Raw genomic sequence first — 19700 nt, 5'->3', positions numbered from 1 at the left:
ATTATAGTTTTAAAGTTGCTCCAAAACTGAATGTTCTAGAAGTTGGATAACTTGCATAATCGATACCGATAGATTGGTTTCCTCCGTTTGATTTCGGACTGTTGATTAACGGATCGTAACCTGTATAATTTGTAATCGTAACTAAGTTCTGACCTGTTATGTAAAGTGTTAATCCGTTGATCCAGTTTAATCCTTTTAAATCAAAATTGTAACCAATACGAGCTGTATTTAATCTAATGAAATCTGATTTTTCTAAGAATAAAGTAGACAAGATTGGTGAGTTTGTTGCATTTGCTCCAGACTCATAATAACCTGTAGCTACGTTACGGTCTGATGCTAAGTTGTTAATGTTTAATGCATTCAAACCTGTATTATTCAATAAATAACCACCTGTTTGTCCGATGATAGAGAACGAGAACGAAAAGTTTTTGTATCTCATGTCACTGTTGAATCCGTAGTAGAAAGTTGGCAATGCTCCTTCAATAATAATTCTGTCGCTATTATCAATTTTACCGTCTCCGTTTTGATCTTTAAAGATATTTGCTCCGTTTGCATCAAAACCAATGTGCTCTAATAAGTAGAATGAACCAGCAGCATATCCACTTTTGTAAATATTAGCATTTACACCAGATTGTCCAGGACCTGAAATTGTTCCTGTTAAGATTTCTGAAACCGGAAGATCTTGAATTTTATTATTCAAAGTCGCACCATTCATATCGATATTCCAAGTAAAGTTTTTAGTATCTACTATTTTAGAACCTAACATAAACTCGATACCTTTATTGATAATCTTACCGTCAATATTAGTCCAAATCGTAGTTGTTGGACTCAACGCTTGAGAAGGAACATTTAAAATTGCATCGGTTGTTGTTTTATTGAAATAATCTAATGTTCCATACAATTTATCGTTCCATAAATTAAAATCTAAACCAACGTTATACTGCGTTACAACTTCCCATTTCAAATTAGGATTTGGCGTTCTATTTACAGAAACTCCGTTTACTAAATTTAAATCATCGTATAAATAATATCCGTCAGCTCCAGCTAAAGAGTAACTTGCCTGAGTAATTTTATTTTCAACTTCTTGATTTCCTGTTTGACCCCAGCTTGCTCTTAGTTTTAAATTATTTAAAGTAGAAGATTCTTTTAAGAAACTTTCGTTAGCAATATTCCATCCTAAAGCAAAAGATGGGAAATAACCATATTTATTGTTTTTACCAAAACGAGTCGATCCGTCGCCTCTCATAGAAGCCGTAACCAAATATCTGTTGTCAAAACTATAATTCAGCCTTCCGAAATAAGACTGTAATTCATTCTCCTGCGCATAACCTGTTGTACCAGATTGTGTTCCTTTAAATCCAGGATTAATTGATGGAGGAACTCCTTCTCCTTGATCAGAGATTCCGTCAATGCTAAAACTTGTTCCTGATCTTTCAAATTTTTGATAAGAGAAACCAGCCAAAGCTTCGATTTTATGCTTGTCTAAATTTAAATTGTAAGTCAAATAATGCTCTACCAAAGAGTTTTTAGAATCTAAATTATTCTGAACATATTTTCCTTTCGGATTCAAATCTGTTAAGTTTGGAAAAATAGTTGTGTTTCTTTCTGCCATCGAACGGTCAATACCAATATTTAATTTGTATTCTAATCCGTCAATAATTCTTAAAGAAGCTTCTAAGTTTCCTAAAACTCTTAATGTTCTCGTTTGATCTTGGTAAATGCTCAACAAATATGCAGGATTGTAATGTGCATTCATGTTGAAATTGGTGTAGTTTCCATTCGCATCAAAAACAGAACGTGTTGGATTTGCCATCAAAGTATGAACGATCAATTGTCCGTTAGAACCACCATCATCACTCGTAGGAACTCCGTCATCTTTAGTTTCACTTGCAGTAAGATTCATTTTTACTTTCAAACGTTTGTTATCTAAAAATGATTCTGCGGCGTTAATTCTTCCAGAAAGACGTTTGAAATTACTGTTACGAACCACACCTTCCTGATCCATTTGTGCAATCGAAGCATAATAATTTCCAGTTTCTGTTTGTTTAGAAAAAGAAAGCGAATTGTTTTTAGTTATAGCACTTCTATAAATTACATCTTGCCAATCTGTATTTCCGCCGTGATCAAATGCTTTGTCTGTAATTGCATTTCTATATTCGCTTGCACTTAAAACATCTAGTTTGTTAGCCACAGTCGAAACTCCCATATAAGAATCAAAAGTTAGTGTTCCTTCACCTTTAGAACCTTTTTTAGTTGTTACCAAAACAACTCCATTAGAACCTCTTGCTCCATAAATTGCAGAAGCCGACGCATCTTTCAAAACCGTAATCGATTCGATATCACTCGTATTCAAAAAGTTCAACGGATTCTTAGCAGAAGAAGTTCCAAAACCTACATTACTTCCAGAAGGGCTTACATCATCATTTGACAAAGGCACACCATCTACAACGAACAAAGGCGTACTTCCGCTTCTGATAGATCCAACTCCACGAATTGTTACATTTACTCCAGCTCCTGGCTCACCGCTTGTATTTACAACACGTACACCAGCCACTTTTCCTTGCATTAAATTATCTACCGAAACGTTTACACCTTGTTTGAAACTTCCTGCTTCTAATTGTGTAACTGCACCAGTAACATCTTTCTTAGATTGTTTACCATAACCTACAACCAAAACCTCGTTTAGTTCAGCTGTATTTGGCTCTAATTGAATATTCATAAAACCAGTCTGTACAGCAACTGTTTTGGTTTTATAACCCATATAAGAAATGTCCAATGTTTTTCCTTCTCCAACCGTAATTTCAAATTCTCCATCAAAATTTGTAACTGTTGAATTTGAAGAACTTGTTTCTGATACTGTTGCACCAGGAATTGGCACTTTAAATTCGTCAACAACTTTTCCTTTTACTTTAATTCTATCAACTGCTTTTGCATTTATTGCTTTTGGCGCGACTGTTTTTTGAATTAAAATCAGTTTTCCACTAATGTTATAATTGAAATTTGCCTTTTGCGAAAGATCATTCAAAATTGCAGTAATAGACTCATTACTATAATTTACCGTATAAGCTGTATTATCAGCAATTACAGCTTGTCCGTAACTAAATTTGTAGTCGGTTTGTTGCGTTAATTTTGAAAAAATAGAAACCAGAGTAGCTTTTTCTATTTTATTTGCTACTTTTGACTCTTTTAATAAATTAGTTTTACTGTAGCCACTCTGAAAGGCAAGTAAAGCCAGGACTAAAAAGACAAAACTCTTTAGATTTAAATAAGAAGGTTTAAAATACATGATTTAAGTAATTGTTTTTACGATGCTTAGTTATTAATAGCAGTTGTTCCAGCAACTGCTTTTTTTGTTTTTAATCCACTTTTACTACTTCGCCATAGACTTTGAATTTTAGGTTTGTGATATAATTTATTTCTTCCAAAACATTTTCTAATGTCGCGTCCTTCTTAATGAATACCGTTAACGGCGTTGCTAATACGTGTTCGTTGTTATACCGAAATGAAACTCCGTATTTATATTGTAAAATGGCAATAACCTGTTTTAAAGTAGTTTGGTCAAGTGTTACATCTTGATTGTACCAATTCACCAAAAAAGCTTTATCGGCAACTTGTTTGGTTAATTTTTGGCCTTCAAACAAAGCTTCTTGATTTGGCACTAAATCTACACTCTGCCCTTTTCCAGAAACATTTACTTTTCCGGTTACGACAATTACCTTACAGTTTAATTTTGATAATTGAATGTGAAATGAAGTTCCGACAACTCTGGTTTGTATTTCGCCAGAATGAATAATAAATGGGTGTTTTTTGTCTTTGGCCACTTCAAAAAACGCGTTTCCTTTTAGTAAAGAAACCGTTCTTTGATCGCCTTCAAATTTTTCAGGATACTGAAATGATGAGTTTCGTTGCCAGATAAATTTTCGAACCGTCACTTAATTGGATAGATTGGGGAATCGATGACGTTTTAAATGTGATTTGTTTTTGGTTTAAAACATTTGGTCTCAAGAAAAATCCTAAACCAAGCAGAAAAAGAATGCTGGCAGCGACCATATATTTTAAATAAGGACTGAAAGATCTTTTCTTTCCAATTCTTATCTGAATTTCGTCGTAGATGTTTTGAGATTCGATTTCTGGATTTCCCATAAGATCGTTATCCCATTTTGAATTTTGATATTCGTCGAAAGCAAAATCATGCAATAAATTTTCTTCTGCCGATGAAGTTTTTCCTCGCGAACTTTTATCGAGCAGATATTCTAAACTATGTTTAATTCTTTTTATCATAATACTTATTGTTATAGATAAGTACCAGAAACCAGAAATCGTACTATTGCCGAATATTATGAAAACATCAAGCGAAAGTTATTTTAAAATTTTTGATTGAAAATAATGAATGGAGCCAGCCAAACCAAGTCTTTTAAGCCTTCTCGAAGTTGTTTTACAGCTGATGAAATTTGATTTTTTACAGTTTGTTTAGAAATTCCAAGTTCGTCTGCAATTTGATCGATTGTCATGTCTTGAAATTTATACATCAACAAAAGCTCTTTTCTTTTTTCTGGAAGTTTGTCTAATAAAGAATAAAGCAAATCCATCACTTCTGGATCAATAGTCGAAAAATTGTCAATAATGTAGTCTTCGAATTTTTCTTCTAAAATCGTCTTATCAAAACGATTGTTCTGATAATGTTTGAAAACCTGATTTTTTACTGCACGAAATAAAAAAGGTTCAATAGCATTAATATTCAGTTCTTCTTTTCTTTCCCATAAATCCACAAAAACATCCTGAACAATGTTCTGCGCCAAGTCTTTATCCTGAGTCATCGTATAAGAAAACGCATTAAGCTTTTTCCAATATTGGTTATACGTTTTTTCAAAAATTTCAGGATTATTCATATACTAATTACAGGCTTTTTAATATCGTAAAATAATAAAATGAAAACCCAATGTTTTTTGCGTCAAGGTTATCTTTAAATTAATAAATAAACACGTTTGTTGTAGAAATACTACTTTTTTAAAGCAAAAGAAAGAATCACTTTGCGATTTCTTTTTTTAATCTAACACACAAATCGGCTTCAGATTTTAACTTAGTGCCTTTCAAAAAATGCAATTTTCTTTTGATGCGTCCCAGTCAACAGTATCAATTACATTTTAGAATTATGAAACCATTTTTTTTCACTTTATTATTTGCAGGAGCTTTAAGCGCTCAGGCTCAGAACGACAATCTGAAAATTAACCAGATTCAGGTTATCGGATCGCACAACAGTTATCGTCATGCGATTGAAACCGATTTATACAATCTTATCCAAGCTAGAGATACTTCTCGTTCTCTTAAAGGCTTGCAATACACTCATATTAGCATTACCGATCAATTAAACAAAGGTTTACGCAATCTAGAAATTGACATTTTTGCAGATGCGAAAGGCGGAAAATATGCACACCCAAAAGGTTTGGATATAGCTAAATCTGAAGAAGTTTACGACCCAAACGGATTAATGAAAAAACCAGGTTTTAAGGTTTTCCATATGCCAGATATCGATTTTAGAACTTCTGCTTATACTTTCGAAATCTGTCTTCAGGAATTAAAAAAATGGTCAGATGCTAATCTGGGACACGTTCCTGTTTTTATTACTTTGGAACCAAAAGACGGAGATGCGAATTTCTTCGGTACAAAACCAGAAGATTTCACAGCCTCAGTTTTTGACGAAATGGACAAAGTAATCCGTAAAGAATTAGGAAAAGACAAACTGATTACGCCAGACATGGTTCGCGGAAAATATAAAACTCTCGAAGAAGCAGTTTTAAATAACAATTGGCCGACTTTAAAAGAAGCCAAAGGACGATTTTTATTCTTATTAGATAACAACGGCGCAAAAAGAGATTTGTACGCATTGAATCATCCGTCCCTTAAGGGACGCGCCGTTTTTATTAACGCAGAACCAGGAAAACCAGAAGCTCGCAGCTTTATTCAGAAATAATGCTGAAGATCCGACAATTGAAGATTTAGTAAAAAAAGGTTACATCATAAGAACCAGAGCCGATTCTGATACCAAAGAAGCCCGCGCCAACGATTATTCGCATTTTGAAGCCGCAAAAAAATCTGGAGCACAAATCATTACAACTGATTATTATCTGCCAAGCATTTTCTTTAATTCTCCATACCAAATTAAGTATGATGATGGAAGTTATGTTCGAAATAATCCCGTAACGACACCTTAATTTTTTTGAGCTGTTTTATTTAACCGCAAAGAGCGCAAAGGTTTACGCAAAGTTCGCTAAGATTTTTTCTCTAAGGTTACGCTCATAAACGCAAAGTTCGCAAAGCTTTAATCTAGCTTTGCGAACTTTTTTATTTTATAAAATCTAACTCAAAAATTAAACTTTGCGAACTTTGCGTAAACCTTTGCGCTCTTTGCGGTTAAAAAAAATTACTTCAAACTTTTAACAGCACCACTTTTCAAATCAACAGAAAAATGATCTGCTGGAACTTCATGCATAAATTTATTGAAGATAATTAAGAACAGCTTCATTTGTTTTTGAAGTGGTGTGTCACTTGAAAGATCAGCTTTACCACCTTCTAAAAACAAATCAGATAATACTTTATATTGTTTTGCTCTTTCAACTCCAACATCGGCAAGAGCCAATTCGTCTGCACTTCTAAAGCGATAAAAATCAATTAAAAGATCATTTCCTGTCCAATTGAAATCTGTTTTTTTAAGTTTATTTTTAATTAAAATCTGTTCCGATTTCGTCTCCGCTTCTTTCCATTCTTTTTGAAACTGCTCTTTATTTTTCAAAATAAAATCAAAATCTTTTGCTGATTTAATGTTCGCTAAAACCAATAAATCTTTCGCTGAAACATTCAAAATAAAATCTTTAAAAGCAGAAGGCCAATCGTCTTTTAAGAAACGAAGACGCACTAATTCCTTCAAATGAAAATCGGTAAAATCATGATAATTTTTAGTCTTTAAAATAGCAAGCATTCCAAATATCTTTTGTATTCTGACTTTCTAAAAACTGATATTCCATTTTATACAAATCGAAAAGTTCATCATATCTCGGAACATTATCGATTGTAATAGTCTGAATATCGACCACATTATCTTTCTTTAAAGTCAATAATTTGTAAGACGGAATGTAGGCCGCAAGCGAAGGAGTTTGAATATTAACTAAGGTATTTCCTTTTGGAGAAGTTCTCACTCCTGTATCGTTAATATGCATATGGCCTCCAAAATGAATCTTCAATCCAGCATCTGCAAAAACCTGTGCCACTTCTTCAACTGGAACTCGGTTTAACTGCCATTTGTTTGGACCAAGCAATTCTTTTATTTCTGCAGAAGCATCATCATTAAAATCAATCATTGGAAAGTGGCTAAAAGCAACTAAAGTTTTTCCCTGTTTTTTAGCTTGATCAGAAATAGCAGAAACCCAATTAATTAAATGTTTTTTGTTTGAAAGTACATTATTATATCCTGTACTAGCCTCAGCATAACTTTTAGAATCTTTAGGGTCGCCATCGGTTTTCTTCGGAATGTAAACGTTTCCATCAATTGCCATTAACCAAAGTCCATCAATCGGCTCAACAACATAACTAACATCTGGAACTTCATAACCTGGCGCAACTTCATAAACGCGATTAGCTAATTTTGCACTTTCTAAAGCTTTATCAAACGTATAACTTTCACTAGAATAATTTGAAAATGGAGTTGCCCAAAATTTATTTTTCTTGTTCGGATGAAAACCAAAATCTTTCAGATTATCAGTAATTTCTAAATAACCCATTTTAGCAATATCGGCGGTAACCACTATAGGCTGTTCGATGGTGAGATTTGGCGCATACATGCCGTCTTTGCTATAAATGGGTTGACTTTTACCTTCTTTGCCTAAAAAATCTTCTTTGCCAGATTCTTGTGCAAAAGGTCCAACTGGATCATGATTTCCTGTGGTAATGAAAAATTCTATTCCGTATTTATTTGAATATTGTTCTAAAATTTTAGCTAATCCGCGAATGTGAATTGGCTGTCCGTCGTCGGTATAATCACCTGGAAGTGCGACATATTTGATCTTTCGCTTTGCGATATCATCTAAAGTCGCTAAAAAAGCAAAATAGTTTTCATTAAAAATTCGAGTTGAATGCAATTGCGATGACATGGTTCGCACCAAAGCATATTGATTTGTTCTTGGATTTAGAACGCCTTTGTAATCTGAATCTGAAAATCTGCCAAATAAATCCTGCAAATGAACATCAGATAAAAATGCGATTTGTGTTCCGTTTAAATTCTTTGTTTTTTGTGCCGAAACAGAACTATTAAAAACAACAAAAACAGACACTATAAAAAGTGAAGTAAATTTTAATTTCATAGGTTTTAACTTTAATAAATTGGGGACACTTTATTAGAAGTTTTGGAGCTTTTAATCGAACGCAATTTTATCGATTTAAACCTAGAATCAGTTTATGTTATTGTTATGGAAATGATAATGTTTTTTTTAAAACTACAGTTCTTATAGCTATCAAGGTTGCAGATAAAAAAAGGCTGTCCAAAAAGACAGCCTTCTTAACACATTAAAACCTAAAAAATTTAATGTATCTAAAACCATTATGGCAAATGGGTTATGATTATTTCTTAATAAAACGTCTTACGGTTTTGATTCCGTTTTTCTCAACCGAAATCAAGTAAATACGGTTTTCAAAGTCGAAACATCTATACTATTGTTATTTACCGTTTGAGATGAAACTGTCGCTCCACCTTCAGTATTAATAATATTTACATTTCCACCTGAAACTTCTGCCGTAAAAAAGATTTCACTTTCTGTTGGGTTTGGATAAATTTCTAAACTTGCAATAGACTGTTCGGTAGCTGGCGCAGCTGTTCTTGCCGTTGAACCCGATTTTGTAATTCTAAACCAATTGATATTAAAACCAGTATTTTGAACATAGATTCCAAAATTATAGGTTCCAGCATTTACGTTTACAGTTTGTGTAATCGTCTGCCAGTTTTGCCATCCTCCTGTATTGGGTACATTTATAGCTCCAAGCTGAATAGTTCCAGCATTCAAATCAGATGATAATCTTCCGCCTGTTACAGCACTTGCCACACGATATTCTATTTGATACGAACCAGAAGTTGGAAAGTTAATATTATAATACGCCATCCAATCGCCCGTATCACAATATCCAACATTTAATCCACCGCCTGTATCTGTGGTTGCTTCTGTTTGAACACCACTCATCGCGTTATAATTTTCTGCCTGAATTAAAGTTCCTGTTGCTGGCGGATTACTTCCTGTAATAACCTGATTAATGGCAGTAAGCAAAGATTTAGAACCTGTAGCATCTTGAGACAGCTCCCAAATCATAACTCCCGCCGCATTTTGAATCGCAAAAGTTGTTTTTTGTTTGATAGTCGGAATTCCGTTGTAATAAATTGTGTTTCCAACTTGATCTAAATTTTCAGCACCCGGATATTGCGCTACGATATTGGCATAAGAGATTCCCTGATTGGCAGAAGCTCCAAAACCATATCCGTAAAAAGGAAGTCCAATTACAGCCTTGCTTGCAGGCAATCCCCTTCCTGTCCAATAATTAAATTGATTAACCGCCATGCTGTAAGGAGAATGCTGTCCTGGGCTGTTTGGTGCCCAAGGCCCCGTTGCATCATAAGCCATAATATTGATCCAGTCGTATGCGGCAAAAGTAGATGAAGGTACATTTGCACCACCATATCCTTCTGAAAGTCTTGCTGAAATCAATTTGCCATTGGCATGCAATTTATTCGCTAAAGCAATCACAAACCCTCCATAATCGCCATTAATAGCTGGCCCTTCTAAATCGACATCGACACCATCAAAATTGTGAGCAACAACATAATCGTATATTTTCTGAATGAAAGCTGTTCTGTTTGCTGGTGTTATCAGATTAAAATAATTGTCTCTAATTGCTCCTCCTTCAGAAACGGCACCGCCTCCAAGAGAAACAAAAACTTTTATATTTTGTGCATGCGCGGCATTTATAATTGTATTGCTTCCTGAATTAAAACTTAAATATCCGTTTGCATCAGGATTTTCAAAAGCAATATTAATATGCGTTAATTTACTGTATTGAATGGTACTTGAAAAAGCATTTAAATCAATCCAATTGGGAATATATGCAATTACTTTTTTTGGGCTACAGAAAAATTAAAAACACCCAATACTAAAATAAGAATCCATTTTGCCGACATTCTTGTGTAGTTGTCTTTCATAGTGATTTGTTTTAATTTGTAAATTATGGGGATATTGAAAAATTGCAGGTTTCAGATTTTGATCTAAAACCTGCATTCTTAAATTATTTTTTAATAAAACGCTTAACCGTTTTTGTACCATCTTTATGGAAAATAACAAAATAGATTCCAGTTCTAAGACGCGAAACATCAATGCTGTTATTATTGATTTTTTGCTCAGAAACTAGCGTTCCTGTCTGATCTATAATACTTATTTTTTCTCCGCTTACAGATGTGGTCACAAAAAGAGTATTTTCTGCTGGACTTGGATATACATTCAATTCTGTTGCAGTAGGCTCTTCTTCTGCTATCGTTTCAGTTGCGACCATTTTTGCTGTTCCTGCTACTTTTGTAATTTTAATCCAGTTGATATTCATTCCTGTATTCTGAATGTAGATTCCGAAATTATATGTTCCTGCATTTACGTTTACAGTCTGAGAAACAGTTTGCCAATTTTGCCATCCGCCAGTGTTTGGAATATTAACATTTCCTAAAACTACTGCGCCAGCATTTAAATCAGAAGATAATCTTCCGCCAGTCACGGCACTTGCTACACGGTATTCAATCAAATAAGAACCAGTGGTTGGAAAATTGATATTATTATACGCTAACCAATCGCCGGTTTCTGTATAACCCACATTTGAACCTCCGCCAGTATCTGTAGTTGCTTCAACTTGAATACCGCTCATTGCTGAATAATCTTCTGCCTGAATTAAAACTGAAGTTTGAGAACTTGTAGCAGGAACTAATTTCCACTGTCCGCAAGTCTGATTGTTATTGTCCCATTGCTTGCACAATTGCTCCAGAAGCTGTACTTGCTCCTGCCACTTCAACAATTCTTCCGCTGTGACGGGCAACAATTTTATAATAACCATCACCTGTAGAAACCAAAATAAATTGCTGATTTGTGGTCGCATTATATGGATATTGTTCTACTCTTGCACCATTAGCTTTATTGAAGTTATTAATATCCATTGACATGCCGCTGTGGTTTGCAATGATTTTATACATTCCGTCTCCTAAATGCGTAAAAGTAAATTTCTGATTGTTTCCAGAATTTAGAGCACCTTGATTAATTCCTGCTCCGTTTGACATACTAGAATTCCAAACATCCATATACAAACCGCTGTTTCTGTTTTGAAGAAAGAAAGTCTGGTTTCCTAAAGTTGTTGTTCCATTAGCAATTACTCTGATCGAACTCACTTTATCATTCCAAGTAGCATTCAAACATGAATTATCAGAATTAATTACGGTTGAAGCTCCGCCGAAATTATCATCTTGATATAAAATCGCTTGATAACCTTGTGTAATTTTTAGCGAAGAAATATCATCATTTAAAACTCCTAAAGAATTTAAACGAGCCAAATTATAATCTCCAATTGTTAATCCGCCAGAAAATCCAGTGTAATTGCAATCTTTGTAAACTGTGATTACATCTGTTGTAGCTGGAACTGAAGGCGTCGTAAGTCCGTAATAACCTCCAAATGTAGCAATAACTTTTGTTGGCTGTGGCGAATGAAGTGATGGCGACTGATCTGCAACATCATCATACGCAAATCCGTAAGCTAAATTGTCAATATTGATTCCTGGCAAATGCCAGAATTTAGAATAATGATTTGTTGGATTTACTTGATAATATTTCGATGCATCGTACCAATTTTGCTGTCCTGGATTTGTGGTCGTTGTATTGACAACATGACGATTAATCGCAGCTGTTAATTGCGATTGAATTACAAGATCTAAATCTCCGTCGACCAATCTTCTGTCCAAAACGCCTTTGCCTTCAAGAGCTTCTTGCGTTGTTGGCCTATTTTGAACACGTCCTGTTCTTCCAACAAAAGCACCAGATTGTCCAACCATTTCTAGTTGTTCTCCAATAACTCTTCCTTTAAAAACACCAGCATCTCCAGCATAAAAAATCAAGTCTTCATTTTTGTATTTGTTCCAAATCGCATCGATGTACGATTTTAAGTAATTTGCATATGGTCCAGATCCTTCCGCGTAAGCTGCCGTTTTAGAAGGTGCAGTAATTTCGCCAGTTGCATCGTTCACACAACCTTGAAACTCTGCAGGAACATTCGCTTTAAAAGCGACAACAATATCTGCGTGTTTTTTTAAATCACCCACTTTCTTTTGGTAGCCGTTTGCACCAAATAATTCCAATCCCATTGGATATTTGTATGAATCGACTCTTGTTGGATTTCCGAAGAAACCATACTGATTATTTGTCAATTCGATCATTTCATACAAAATTCCCTGATTGGGATCTGTAGCATTTTGCGGATTTGGCGATGCATATCCTGAAGGAGCTCCGCTTGCGCCAAAAAAGTAAAAATACAATTGTGAACCTTTAGATATAAAAACTCTACATCCTGCAATTAAAGGAAGTGTAAAGGTCTTATTTGGAATTTCGCTCAACTTAGTAAAACAAAGTCGCATATTTAGAATTTTGCCCGGTCCTGTATTTCCTCCATAAGTTGGCCCAGTAACTGTATTGTAAGAAGCGTTCATTGGCAATATCTGACTCGTTTTGGCATTTACCCAAACGTGGTTTCCCGTTGTATAATCGATGCCGACAATTGCAACATATAATTCGCTGTCAGCAAACGTCGAATTATTACTAATCGTAAAAGGTACAGGCCCTTGAGCGTGTATCAGGTTTGAAAACACTAGAAATAGTGTCATCAGAAAAGAAAATCTTTGAAGTCTAATTTTATTCATATCTAAATAATTTTGGGGTTACGCAAATAAGTTTTAAACCAAAGCCATTTTCAAATGAATGACTAAATAAATCCGCCAGGTGCAATTGGTATGCCCTCCTTAAATTGCACCCAAAAGATTTAAAATTATTTCTTAATAAGCTTTTTAGTCCAGCTTTTTTGATCTGATTTGAAGTTTAGAATGTAGATTCCTCTACGAAGCTTACTTATGTCAATTACGCTTTCGTTTCCTTGAGGTTTGTTTTCTAAAATTAAAGTTCCAGAATCGTCGTAAATCGTAATGATTTTATTATCTAAGTTCTCAGGAGATGAAACTTGAATATAATTAGTTGTCGGATTTGGGTACATGGCAAAAACAACTTCTTCTGCCTGCGGTTCTTCAACAACATTCATAGCCATTCTAGCTGTAGAAGATGATCCATATGCTTCGATTTCATACAATGAATATCCGTACGGAGGCAAAGCTTTAGCGTTACATAAAATTCGAATGTATCTTCCTGTTCCGCTCACTGTTAAATCATCTGTTCCTCCATCACCGGCAGTTTGATTGCTTACTGTTTCGTTTTCTGTAAAAACATTATCAGTTGAAATCTGAACTTTGTATTGTGTTGCATAAGCCGCTTCCCATTTTAAAACCACTCTGTTAATGTTGTAATTGCTTCCTAAATCAACATAAATCCATTCAGTCGCATTAGCAAAAGAACTCGCCCATCTTGTCGTTGTGCTATCGCCGTCTGTTGCTTTATTTGCAGAAAGCGTAGGATTTTCTTCTGTAGAAGCTGTTGCTGTTTTAGCTAAAGCTAAATTCACATTCGGATTTGCAGTTATATTTCGAACAGTTACATTGCTGAAAACTCCTGTTGTTAGAGTTCCGTTTGCATGAGACGTAACTGCCATTCCTACATAAATAGTGCTAGCCATTGCAATCGTTCTTGGCGTTCCTACTTGTGTCCATGTTGTTCCGTTATCTGAAGAATAAGATGTAAACACATTTCCAGATCTTACCAAACGAACCCATTTTGGAGTCGCTCCTGTTGTAACCTCAGCAGTGGTTACTCCCGAAGCAGTATCACGAGTTAAAAACTCAATTCCTGCTTGCTGCGCTAGCATCTGTCATGGCGTGTTTTGATGTTGGCGTAAGCGTTTCACGGAACATTACTCCCGCTTTTGCATAAGTATTTGTATTGGTTAACGAATTTACTTTAGCAATAATTTCTGCATCTCCAGTAATAGATTGATTTACAAATTGAAACTGATCGCTTGTATCCCAAATATCATTTCCTGCTCCTTTGATGGTAAAAGTACCGTTAGAATGTGTCGCTTCACCCGCTGGAGTAACTGCTCCTAAATCGGTGCTAATCCAAGGCGAAGGTAATCCCGCTGGAGTTTCTGTAGAGACTAAATTTAAAGCTCTTAAATTATCAAAATAATACGTGTTTCCAGAATTTGTTCCCGGTTCAAATAAGAAAACAAAACGATTTACTTCACTGTCTGCTGTTGAAGCATCTGGTGAACTTGCATAAGTAAAAGTTACTGTATGCCAGGCGTTGGTTTGTTTTACAACTCCTTGATAAATACTATGTCTTCCAACAGGATAATTTGCTGGAACTGAAGCGCTGCTTTCTGCTTGCCAAGAAATAATAGATCCGACTGGTGCAGAAGTGTAAACGTCCATTGCGAACTTTTTAACTCCACCTTTAAAATCTCCAATATTGGCTATTGTAGTATTAAATGAGAAATTATCATACAGTTCTGTCGATTTGCGAACGTATTTTCCAACATTTGAAGAAGTATTAATTCCGCTTGCATTTGGGTTTACTGTGTTTGCCGTATACGTTCCAATTGCATCTCTAAATGTAATATTGTGAATCGTCTGGTAATCTTCATAAATTACACCTTGCGTAAATGTATCTGGAAGTTTAGTAGAGCCAATTCGAATATTATCGAAATAATAGGTATCAGCTGTGTAAGAACCCGAATTAAATAACAAAACCATTTGGTTTACTGCCAAATTTGAAGTTCCTCCATCTGGACTAGAATTGTAATAGAAAGTCAATGTTTCCCATTGATTTTGTTTGGTTGTAATCGCTACGTAGGTACTATTTCTTCCTGTAGGATAATTGGCTGGAAGTGATGTTGCACTGTTTTCTAAATTCAAACTTACCACTGTCCCAATTGGTGCAGAAGTGTACACATCAATCAAAATTTTATTCGTCTGATTTTTCAACAAACCGGCATCCTCAATCGTACTTTGTGTATTGAAGAAAAGCACATCATATTGCTCAGATACATTTCGAACATACTTCGCGACATTTGCAGAAGAATTGACCGAATTTGTCGCAGGATTTGCCACAACAGAATACGTTCCAGTTGTTGTTCCTTTTATGATTTTATTTACTCCGTCGTAATTTTGCAGCACATCTGTTGCAATAATTGGCTTTTCTGGCGCTGCTTTTGTCAGCAGATTATCGAAATAATAAGTCGCTCCAGAATTCGAATTCGATTCAAAAAGAAGTACCACATTATTAATTGATAAAGCACTCGTATTTGGATCAATTATTTTTTCAAATTCAAACTCGATTGTTTCCCATTTGTTCTGAACTGTGGTCGTAGCTTTAAAACCACTATGTCTACCTGACGGATAATTCGTCGCAGTCGTAACATTGCTGTTTTCTAACTGCATCGAAATTTTTGTTCCAACCGGAGCCGAAGTATAAATATCAAACGAAAGTCTTTTTCTTCCGTAAACATAATCATTAGCATTAGTAATGGTTACATTTCTGATGTTCAACACATCATACAATTCGCTTGAATTTCGAACATATTTTCCAACCAAAGCCGAAGTATTAATTCCGGTAGCAGAAGGATTCGCTACAGCTTCGGTCAAAACTCCCGTTTTTACAGGATACAATACATTTCGATTGCTTTGGAAATCATCATGTATTTTTTCAACAGGCAATGCTGGTTCGGTTGTTACTGCCAATTTGTAGTTATTTACATTACAGCCTGAAACTGTAGCCGTTACCGAAACATCTCCTCCAGAAGTTCCCCAATTTACCGTAATAGAATTTGTTCCCTGCCCTGATGTAATTGTTGCTCCTGCTGGAACAGTCCAATTATAAGTTGCACCCGCAATTGCATTTACAGAATACGTTTTACTAGTTTCGTTTTGGTAAACTTTGTTATCGCCAGTTACTGCATATTTAAAACTTCCATCGTAAACACGAACATAATCGACCTGTAATTTTGCTGGAAAATCGGCAGGAATTGGCTCTACTCCTGCACCGTTAACTCTCGTATAAGGTGTTCCGTAGCTTCCAACTGCGAGATTCAAAATAATATAAAAATTGTTGTCATTAAAAGGCCATCCGCCGTTTACAGTTGTGTTTGGTGTTGCCGTATGAAATAGAACATCATCCACAAACCATTTAATAAAATTTGGTCCCCATTCTACAGCATAAACATGAAAATCTGATGACAAATCAATTGGAGAACTGTAGCTTCTTCCTGTAAACTGATATCCTCCACCATCATAATGAATCGTTCCATCTACCGATTTTGGATTTCTGTGTTTGGCTTCCATAATGTCAATTTCTCCAGTAAAAGGCCAATTGCCATTAACTGGAAGCATCCAGAAAGCCGGCCAAGCACCTTGTGCGTTAGAAAGTTTCATACGAGCTTCTACTCTTCCGTACTTTAAAGAATACTTTCCTTCCGTTGTCAATTTTGAAGAAGCATACGGCTGATCTGGAAATTGTGCGTTAGGCGCATATTTTGCCTCAATGTTTAAGTAACTATTTGTTCCTTCTTTTACAATTGTCGCCTGATTGGGATCGTAACGCTGCGCTTCAGCATTTCCGAATCCGCAGAGCGACGGACATCCGTTTCCTGAAATGCTTTGCCATTTGGTTAAATCTACCGTTGTGCCATTAAATTCATCAGACCAAACGAGCGTATTGCATTGCGCTTGAGTTTTGAGAAATGGCAACAGTAAGAACAAAACCGCTACACAAAATTGTTTTAATAAATAAGAATTGCTTTTCGGTGGTCGGCCGAAAAAAAAGTCATTTTGCTTCATTTTTAAATAGGTTTTTAGTTAGTATTTGTTATTTCTTCAATAAATCTTATTTATAAAAACAGATTGTATTTTCCGACAATAACAGCGCAATATTAACTAAAAAATCAGGCAAGACTTACATTTTTGAGTACGGTTTGACTACGGTACTATCGAAGAAATGTAACAAATCATCGATGAAAAGCATAAAATCACTTCAGATTCTACTTATACGAGAAAAATTAAAAATTAAGAATGAATTCGGTGATATTCGTATCAGACGGTAACTGCAATTTTTTGCGAATTCTATAACGGGTATCTTCCACACCACGAACAGAAATTCCTAAAAGCGGTGCAATTTCTTTTGTATTGAAATTCATTCGCAAATAAGCACACAATCGCATATCGCGTGGAGTCAATTCTGGATAACTCGATTTTAATCGGCGCATAAAATTATCATGCAACTGATTGAAAATTTCTTCAAATTCGTTCCAATGTTTGTCTCCCTGCAATTCGTGATCTATTAATTTATTGATTTTTGTCAGAAGACTAAAGTTTACATTCGGTTCGTTTTTCTTGTCAATCTGCGCGATCAATTCTTTTATTGAAAGCAAAATTTCATTTAAATGAATTAAATTGACTGTATTGGAAGCCACTTTAGCATTTTTAAGATTAATTGTCGTTTGAAGATTCTCACGAACAATTGCCATATTTTCTTGTTCTAATGTCAGTTTCTGTTCGTTAAGTTCTGCACGACTTCGAAGCAATTCTCTTTCCTGATTCTCTATTAATTGAAGGCGTTGACGCTCAGCAACAAATTTCTGATATCTAACAATTAAATAAATTACAATACTATAAAGCGCAAAATAAAATAAATAAGCCCAGAAAGTTCTGTACCAAGGAGGTAAAACTTCAAACTTAAAAACAGCTTCTTCACTAACCACATCGTACATATTTTTTGCGCGTACATGAAAAACATATTCATTTTCTGGCAAGTTGGTATATTCTTTCTCTGTTTGAAGACTGTAATCTGACCAAGTTGGCTCAAAACCTTCCAGCCAATACTCATATTTTGTTGCATCTGCATCATCAAAACAAAGCGATGCAAAAGAAAAATGAAGCGCATTATTGGCATAAGATAACACAGTCGAAAACTTATCATTTACTGATCCTGTTTTATTTGGGAGCACATCGTAACGGCTGGAAAACAACAAACTATCTTTCGGAAAAATACATTTTACTTCCGAAATAACTGCTTTGTATTTCGTTTCGTATTTCTTGTTTTTAATTGCACTGTAATGTATCAAACCCTCTTGTGTTCCAAAGAAAACGTCACCACTGTTTGTGGTTTGAATATTTTCAAAACCAGGAACATATATATATCGAAGTTTTCGAAATGGAAGCTCTTCAATCTTAAAACTCCCATTTTTCTGTTTGCTCATTTTTCCAGTATTTTCGCCAGAAACGTACCAAATATTATCTTGATTGTCTGGTTTTAATAATCGAATATGATTTTCTAATCCGAGATATTTCTTGAAAACAGGATCCGGAATCATTTTTTTTGAAGAAACATCTTGCCTGTAAACGCCTTTTGTTGTTCCAAATAATATCTGATTATCTACTTTAAAAGTATTTAAAAACAAACTCGACGGAAATCCATTCTTATCATTATAAAATTGAATATCGGTAACGGAATCAAATGTTGAATTGAATTTAAGTTTATAAATTCCTTTATAACCGTGCGCAATCCAAATGTTTCCTTGTTTATCGGTTTCCATAATTCTACTACTTTCCTCAAAACCTTTTATTCGATGCTGAAAAACCCAAGATCCATTTACTTTTTTCAGCAAATATAATCCTGTGTATCCACCAACTACCAATAAATCTGACCGATTCGGAATTAGAATTCCTTGCCAAGCACCATCTATTTGGGCCAGCGATTTCGCAGAATTTCCATTGATTTCGAATATTCCGTTTTTTTCAAAAGCCAACAAAGAATTACCAAAAACACCAAGATTCCAGACATTTTCAGACATTCCAGAAACATGCTGAAAAGTTACATTTTCTCTTTTTCCGCTTTTATAAGCTTCCCAATTCAGCCAAAACAAACCGTTATCTGTTCCGATATACAATTTATTCTGATAAATCTGACTGCAATAAATTTTGGTTTCAGAATTTGTGCCATCTATAATTTTTGACAAAGGAGACGAAATCTGAATCAGCGAAATTCCACCTTTGAGCGTCACCCATAAATTGCCTTCTTTATCAATTTTAAAATTGGTTACATATTCATTCTGAAGTCCCATTTGCTTATCAATATGTTGAACCAAATGTCCATCACTATCTATAACTATCAACCCTGATTGGCGGGTTCCAATTCCGAAATATCCATCAGAAAGTTCAATTCCTGCTGAAATTTGATTCTGTTTTAGCAAATGATCTACTTCGGTTACAAATGGTTTTATTTGATTTTCATTGAATGTAAAAAGACCATTTTTTTGCGTGAACAACAAAAGTCCTTCTTTCGTTTGGAAAATCTTTCTAACATGCATTCCAACAAACTTCTCACCATTTTCAACAGAAATTAATGCACCGTCTTTTAGCTTTAATAATCCTTTTCCATTATCCGAGACATAAATTTCTCCTCCAACTTCAAAGAAATCATCAAAAGCAG

At 34.9% G+C, this 19700-nt stretch carries 14 protein-coding genes; 2 read left to right on the top strand and 12 right to left on the bottom strand.

What is annotated here, in order from left to right; genetic code table 11:
• Position 1 precedes the first annotated feature (1 nt).
• The 4 genes from P5P87_RS01145 to P5P87_RS01130 form a co-directional block, all read right to left on the bottom strand.
• Entirely contained in the window at positions 2–3286 is a 3285-nt protein-coding gene (locus tag P5P87_RS01145; RefSeq protein ID WP_278021230.1) for a SusC/RagA family TonB-linked outer membrane protein, read from the bottom strand.
• Positions 3287–3356: 70 nt separating this feature from the next.
• Complete coding sequence (locus P5P87_RS01140; RefSeq protein WP_278021229.1) at positions 3357–3932, bottom strand: FecR family protein; 576 nt, start codon at positions 3930–3932, stop codon at positions 3357–3359.
• Positions 3880–4281 (bottom strand): hypothetical protein, encoded by a 402-nt coding sequence (locus P5P87_RS01135; RefSeq protein ID WP_278021228.1) that lies wholly within the window; start codon positions 4279–4281, stop codon positions 3880–3882. The genes P5P87_RS01140 and P5P87_RS01135 overlap by 53 nt, the downstream gene beginning before the upstream one ends.
• An 83-nt stretch (positions 4282–4364) precedes the next feature.
• Entirely contained in the window at positions 4365–4889 is a 525-nt protein-coding gene (locus P5P87_RS01130) for an RNA polymerase sigma-70 factor (RefSeq protein ID WP_278021227.1), read from the bottom strand.
• Positions 4890–5152: 263 nt separating this feature from the next.
• Between P5P87_RS01130 and P5P87_RS01125 the strand changes: the two genes are divergently transcribed.
• Both P5P87_RS01125 and P5P87_RS25690 read left to right on the top strand, forming a co-directional pair.
• Positions 5153–5971, top strand: a complete 819-nt coding sequence (locus P5P87_RS01125; protein ID WP_340696609.1) for a Ca2+-dependent phosphoinositide-specific phospholipase C — start codon at positions 5153–5155, stop codon at positions 5969–5971.
• Positions 5889–6212 carry a Ca2+-dependent phosphoinositide-specific phospholipase C gene (locus P5P87_RS25690; RefSeq protein ID WP_340696702.1) on the top strand — a complete coding sequence of 108 codons (324 nt, stop codon included), beginning with the start codon at positions 5889–5891 and terminating at the stop codon, positions 6210–6212. The genes P5P87_RS01125 and P5P87_RS25690 overlap by 83 nt, the downstream gene beginning before the upstream one ends.
• 209 nt (positions 6213–6421) lie before the next feature.
• On the opposite strand, the gene P5P87_RS01120 is transcribed toward P5P87_RS25690, so the two are convergent.
• The 8 genes from P5P87_RS01120 to P5P87_RS01085 all read right to left on the bottom strand — a co-directional run bounded on the left by P5P87_RS01120 (position 6422) and on the right by P5P87_RS01085 (position 19578).
• On the bottom strand, positions 6422–6976 hold the full coding sequence (locus P5P87_RS01120; protein ID WP_278021226.1) for a hypothetical protein: 555 nt from the start codon (positions 6974–6976) through the stop codon (positions 6422–6424).
• Entirely contained in the window at positions 6954–8354 is a 1401-nt protein-coding gene (locus tag P5P87_RS01115) for a metallophosphoesterase family protein (RefSeq protein ID WP_278021225.1), read from the bottom strand. The genes P5P87_RS01120 and P5P87_RS01115 overlap by 23 nt, the downstream gene beginning before the upstream one ends.
• Positions 8355–8663: 309 nt before the next feature.
• Positions 8664–10097, bottom strand: coding sequence for a carbohydrate-binding protein (locus tag P5P87_RS01110; RefSeq protein WP_278022845.1), 1434 nt, complete (start codon positions 10095–10097; stop codon positions 8664–8666).
• A gap of 220 nt (positions 10098–10317) precedes the next feature.
• A complete protein-coding gene (locus tag P5P87_RS01105; RefSeq protein WP_278021224.1) occupies positions 10318–11088 on the bottom strand; it encodes a carbohydrate-binding protein in 771 nt (256 codons plus the stop codon).
• Positions 11027–12973, bottom strand: a complete 1947-nt coding sequence (locus P5P87_RS01100) for a beta-1,3-glucanase family protein (protein ID WP_278021223.1) — start codon at positions 12971–12973, stop codon at positions 11027–11029. Before P5P87_RS01100 ends, P5P87_RS01105 begins: the two co-directional genes overlap by 62 nt.
• Positions 12974–13098: 125 nt before the next feature.
• Complete coding sequence (locus P5P87_RS01095) at positions 13099–14082, bottom strand: discoidin domain-containing protein (RefSeq protein ID WP_278021222.1); 984 nt, start codon at positions 14080–14082, stop codon at positions 13099–13101.
• Positions 14057–17050 carry a family 16 glycosylhydrolase gene (locus tag P5P87_RS01090; RefSeq protein WP_278021221.1) on the bottom strand — a complete coding sequence of 998 codons (2994 nt, stop codon included), beginning with the start codon at positions 17048–17050 and terminating at the stop codon, positions 14057–14059. The genes P5P87_RS01095 and P5P87_RS01090 overlap by 26 nt, the downstream gene beginning before the upstream one ends.
• A 218-nt stretch (positions 17051–17268) precedes the next feature.
• A complete protein-coding gene (locus tag P5P87_RS01085; protein ID WP_278021220.1) occupies positions 17269–19578 on the bottom strand; it encodes a triple tyrosine motif-containing protein in 2310 nt (769 codons plus the stop codon).
• Positions 19579–19700 lie beyond the last annotated feature (122 nt).

The organism is Flavobacterium ginsengisoli (assembly GCF_029625315.1).
GTDB lineage: Bacteria > Bacteroidota > Bacteroidia > Flavobacteriales > Flavobacteriaceae > Flavobacterium > Flavobacterium ginsengisoli.
Note: the sequence above shows the minus strand (reverse complement) of the source record. Positions and strands in the feature narration are given on the sequence as shown.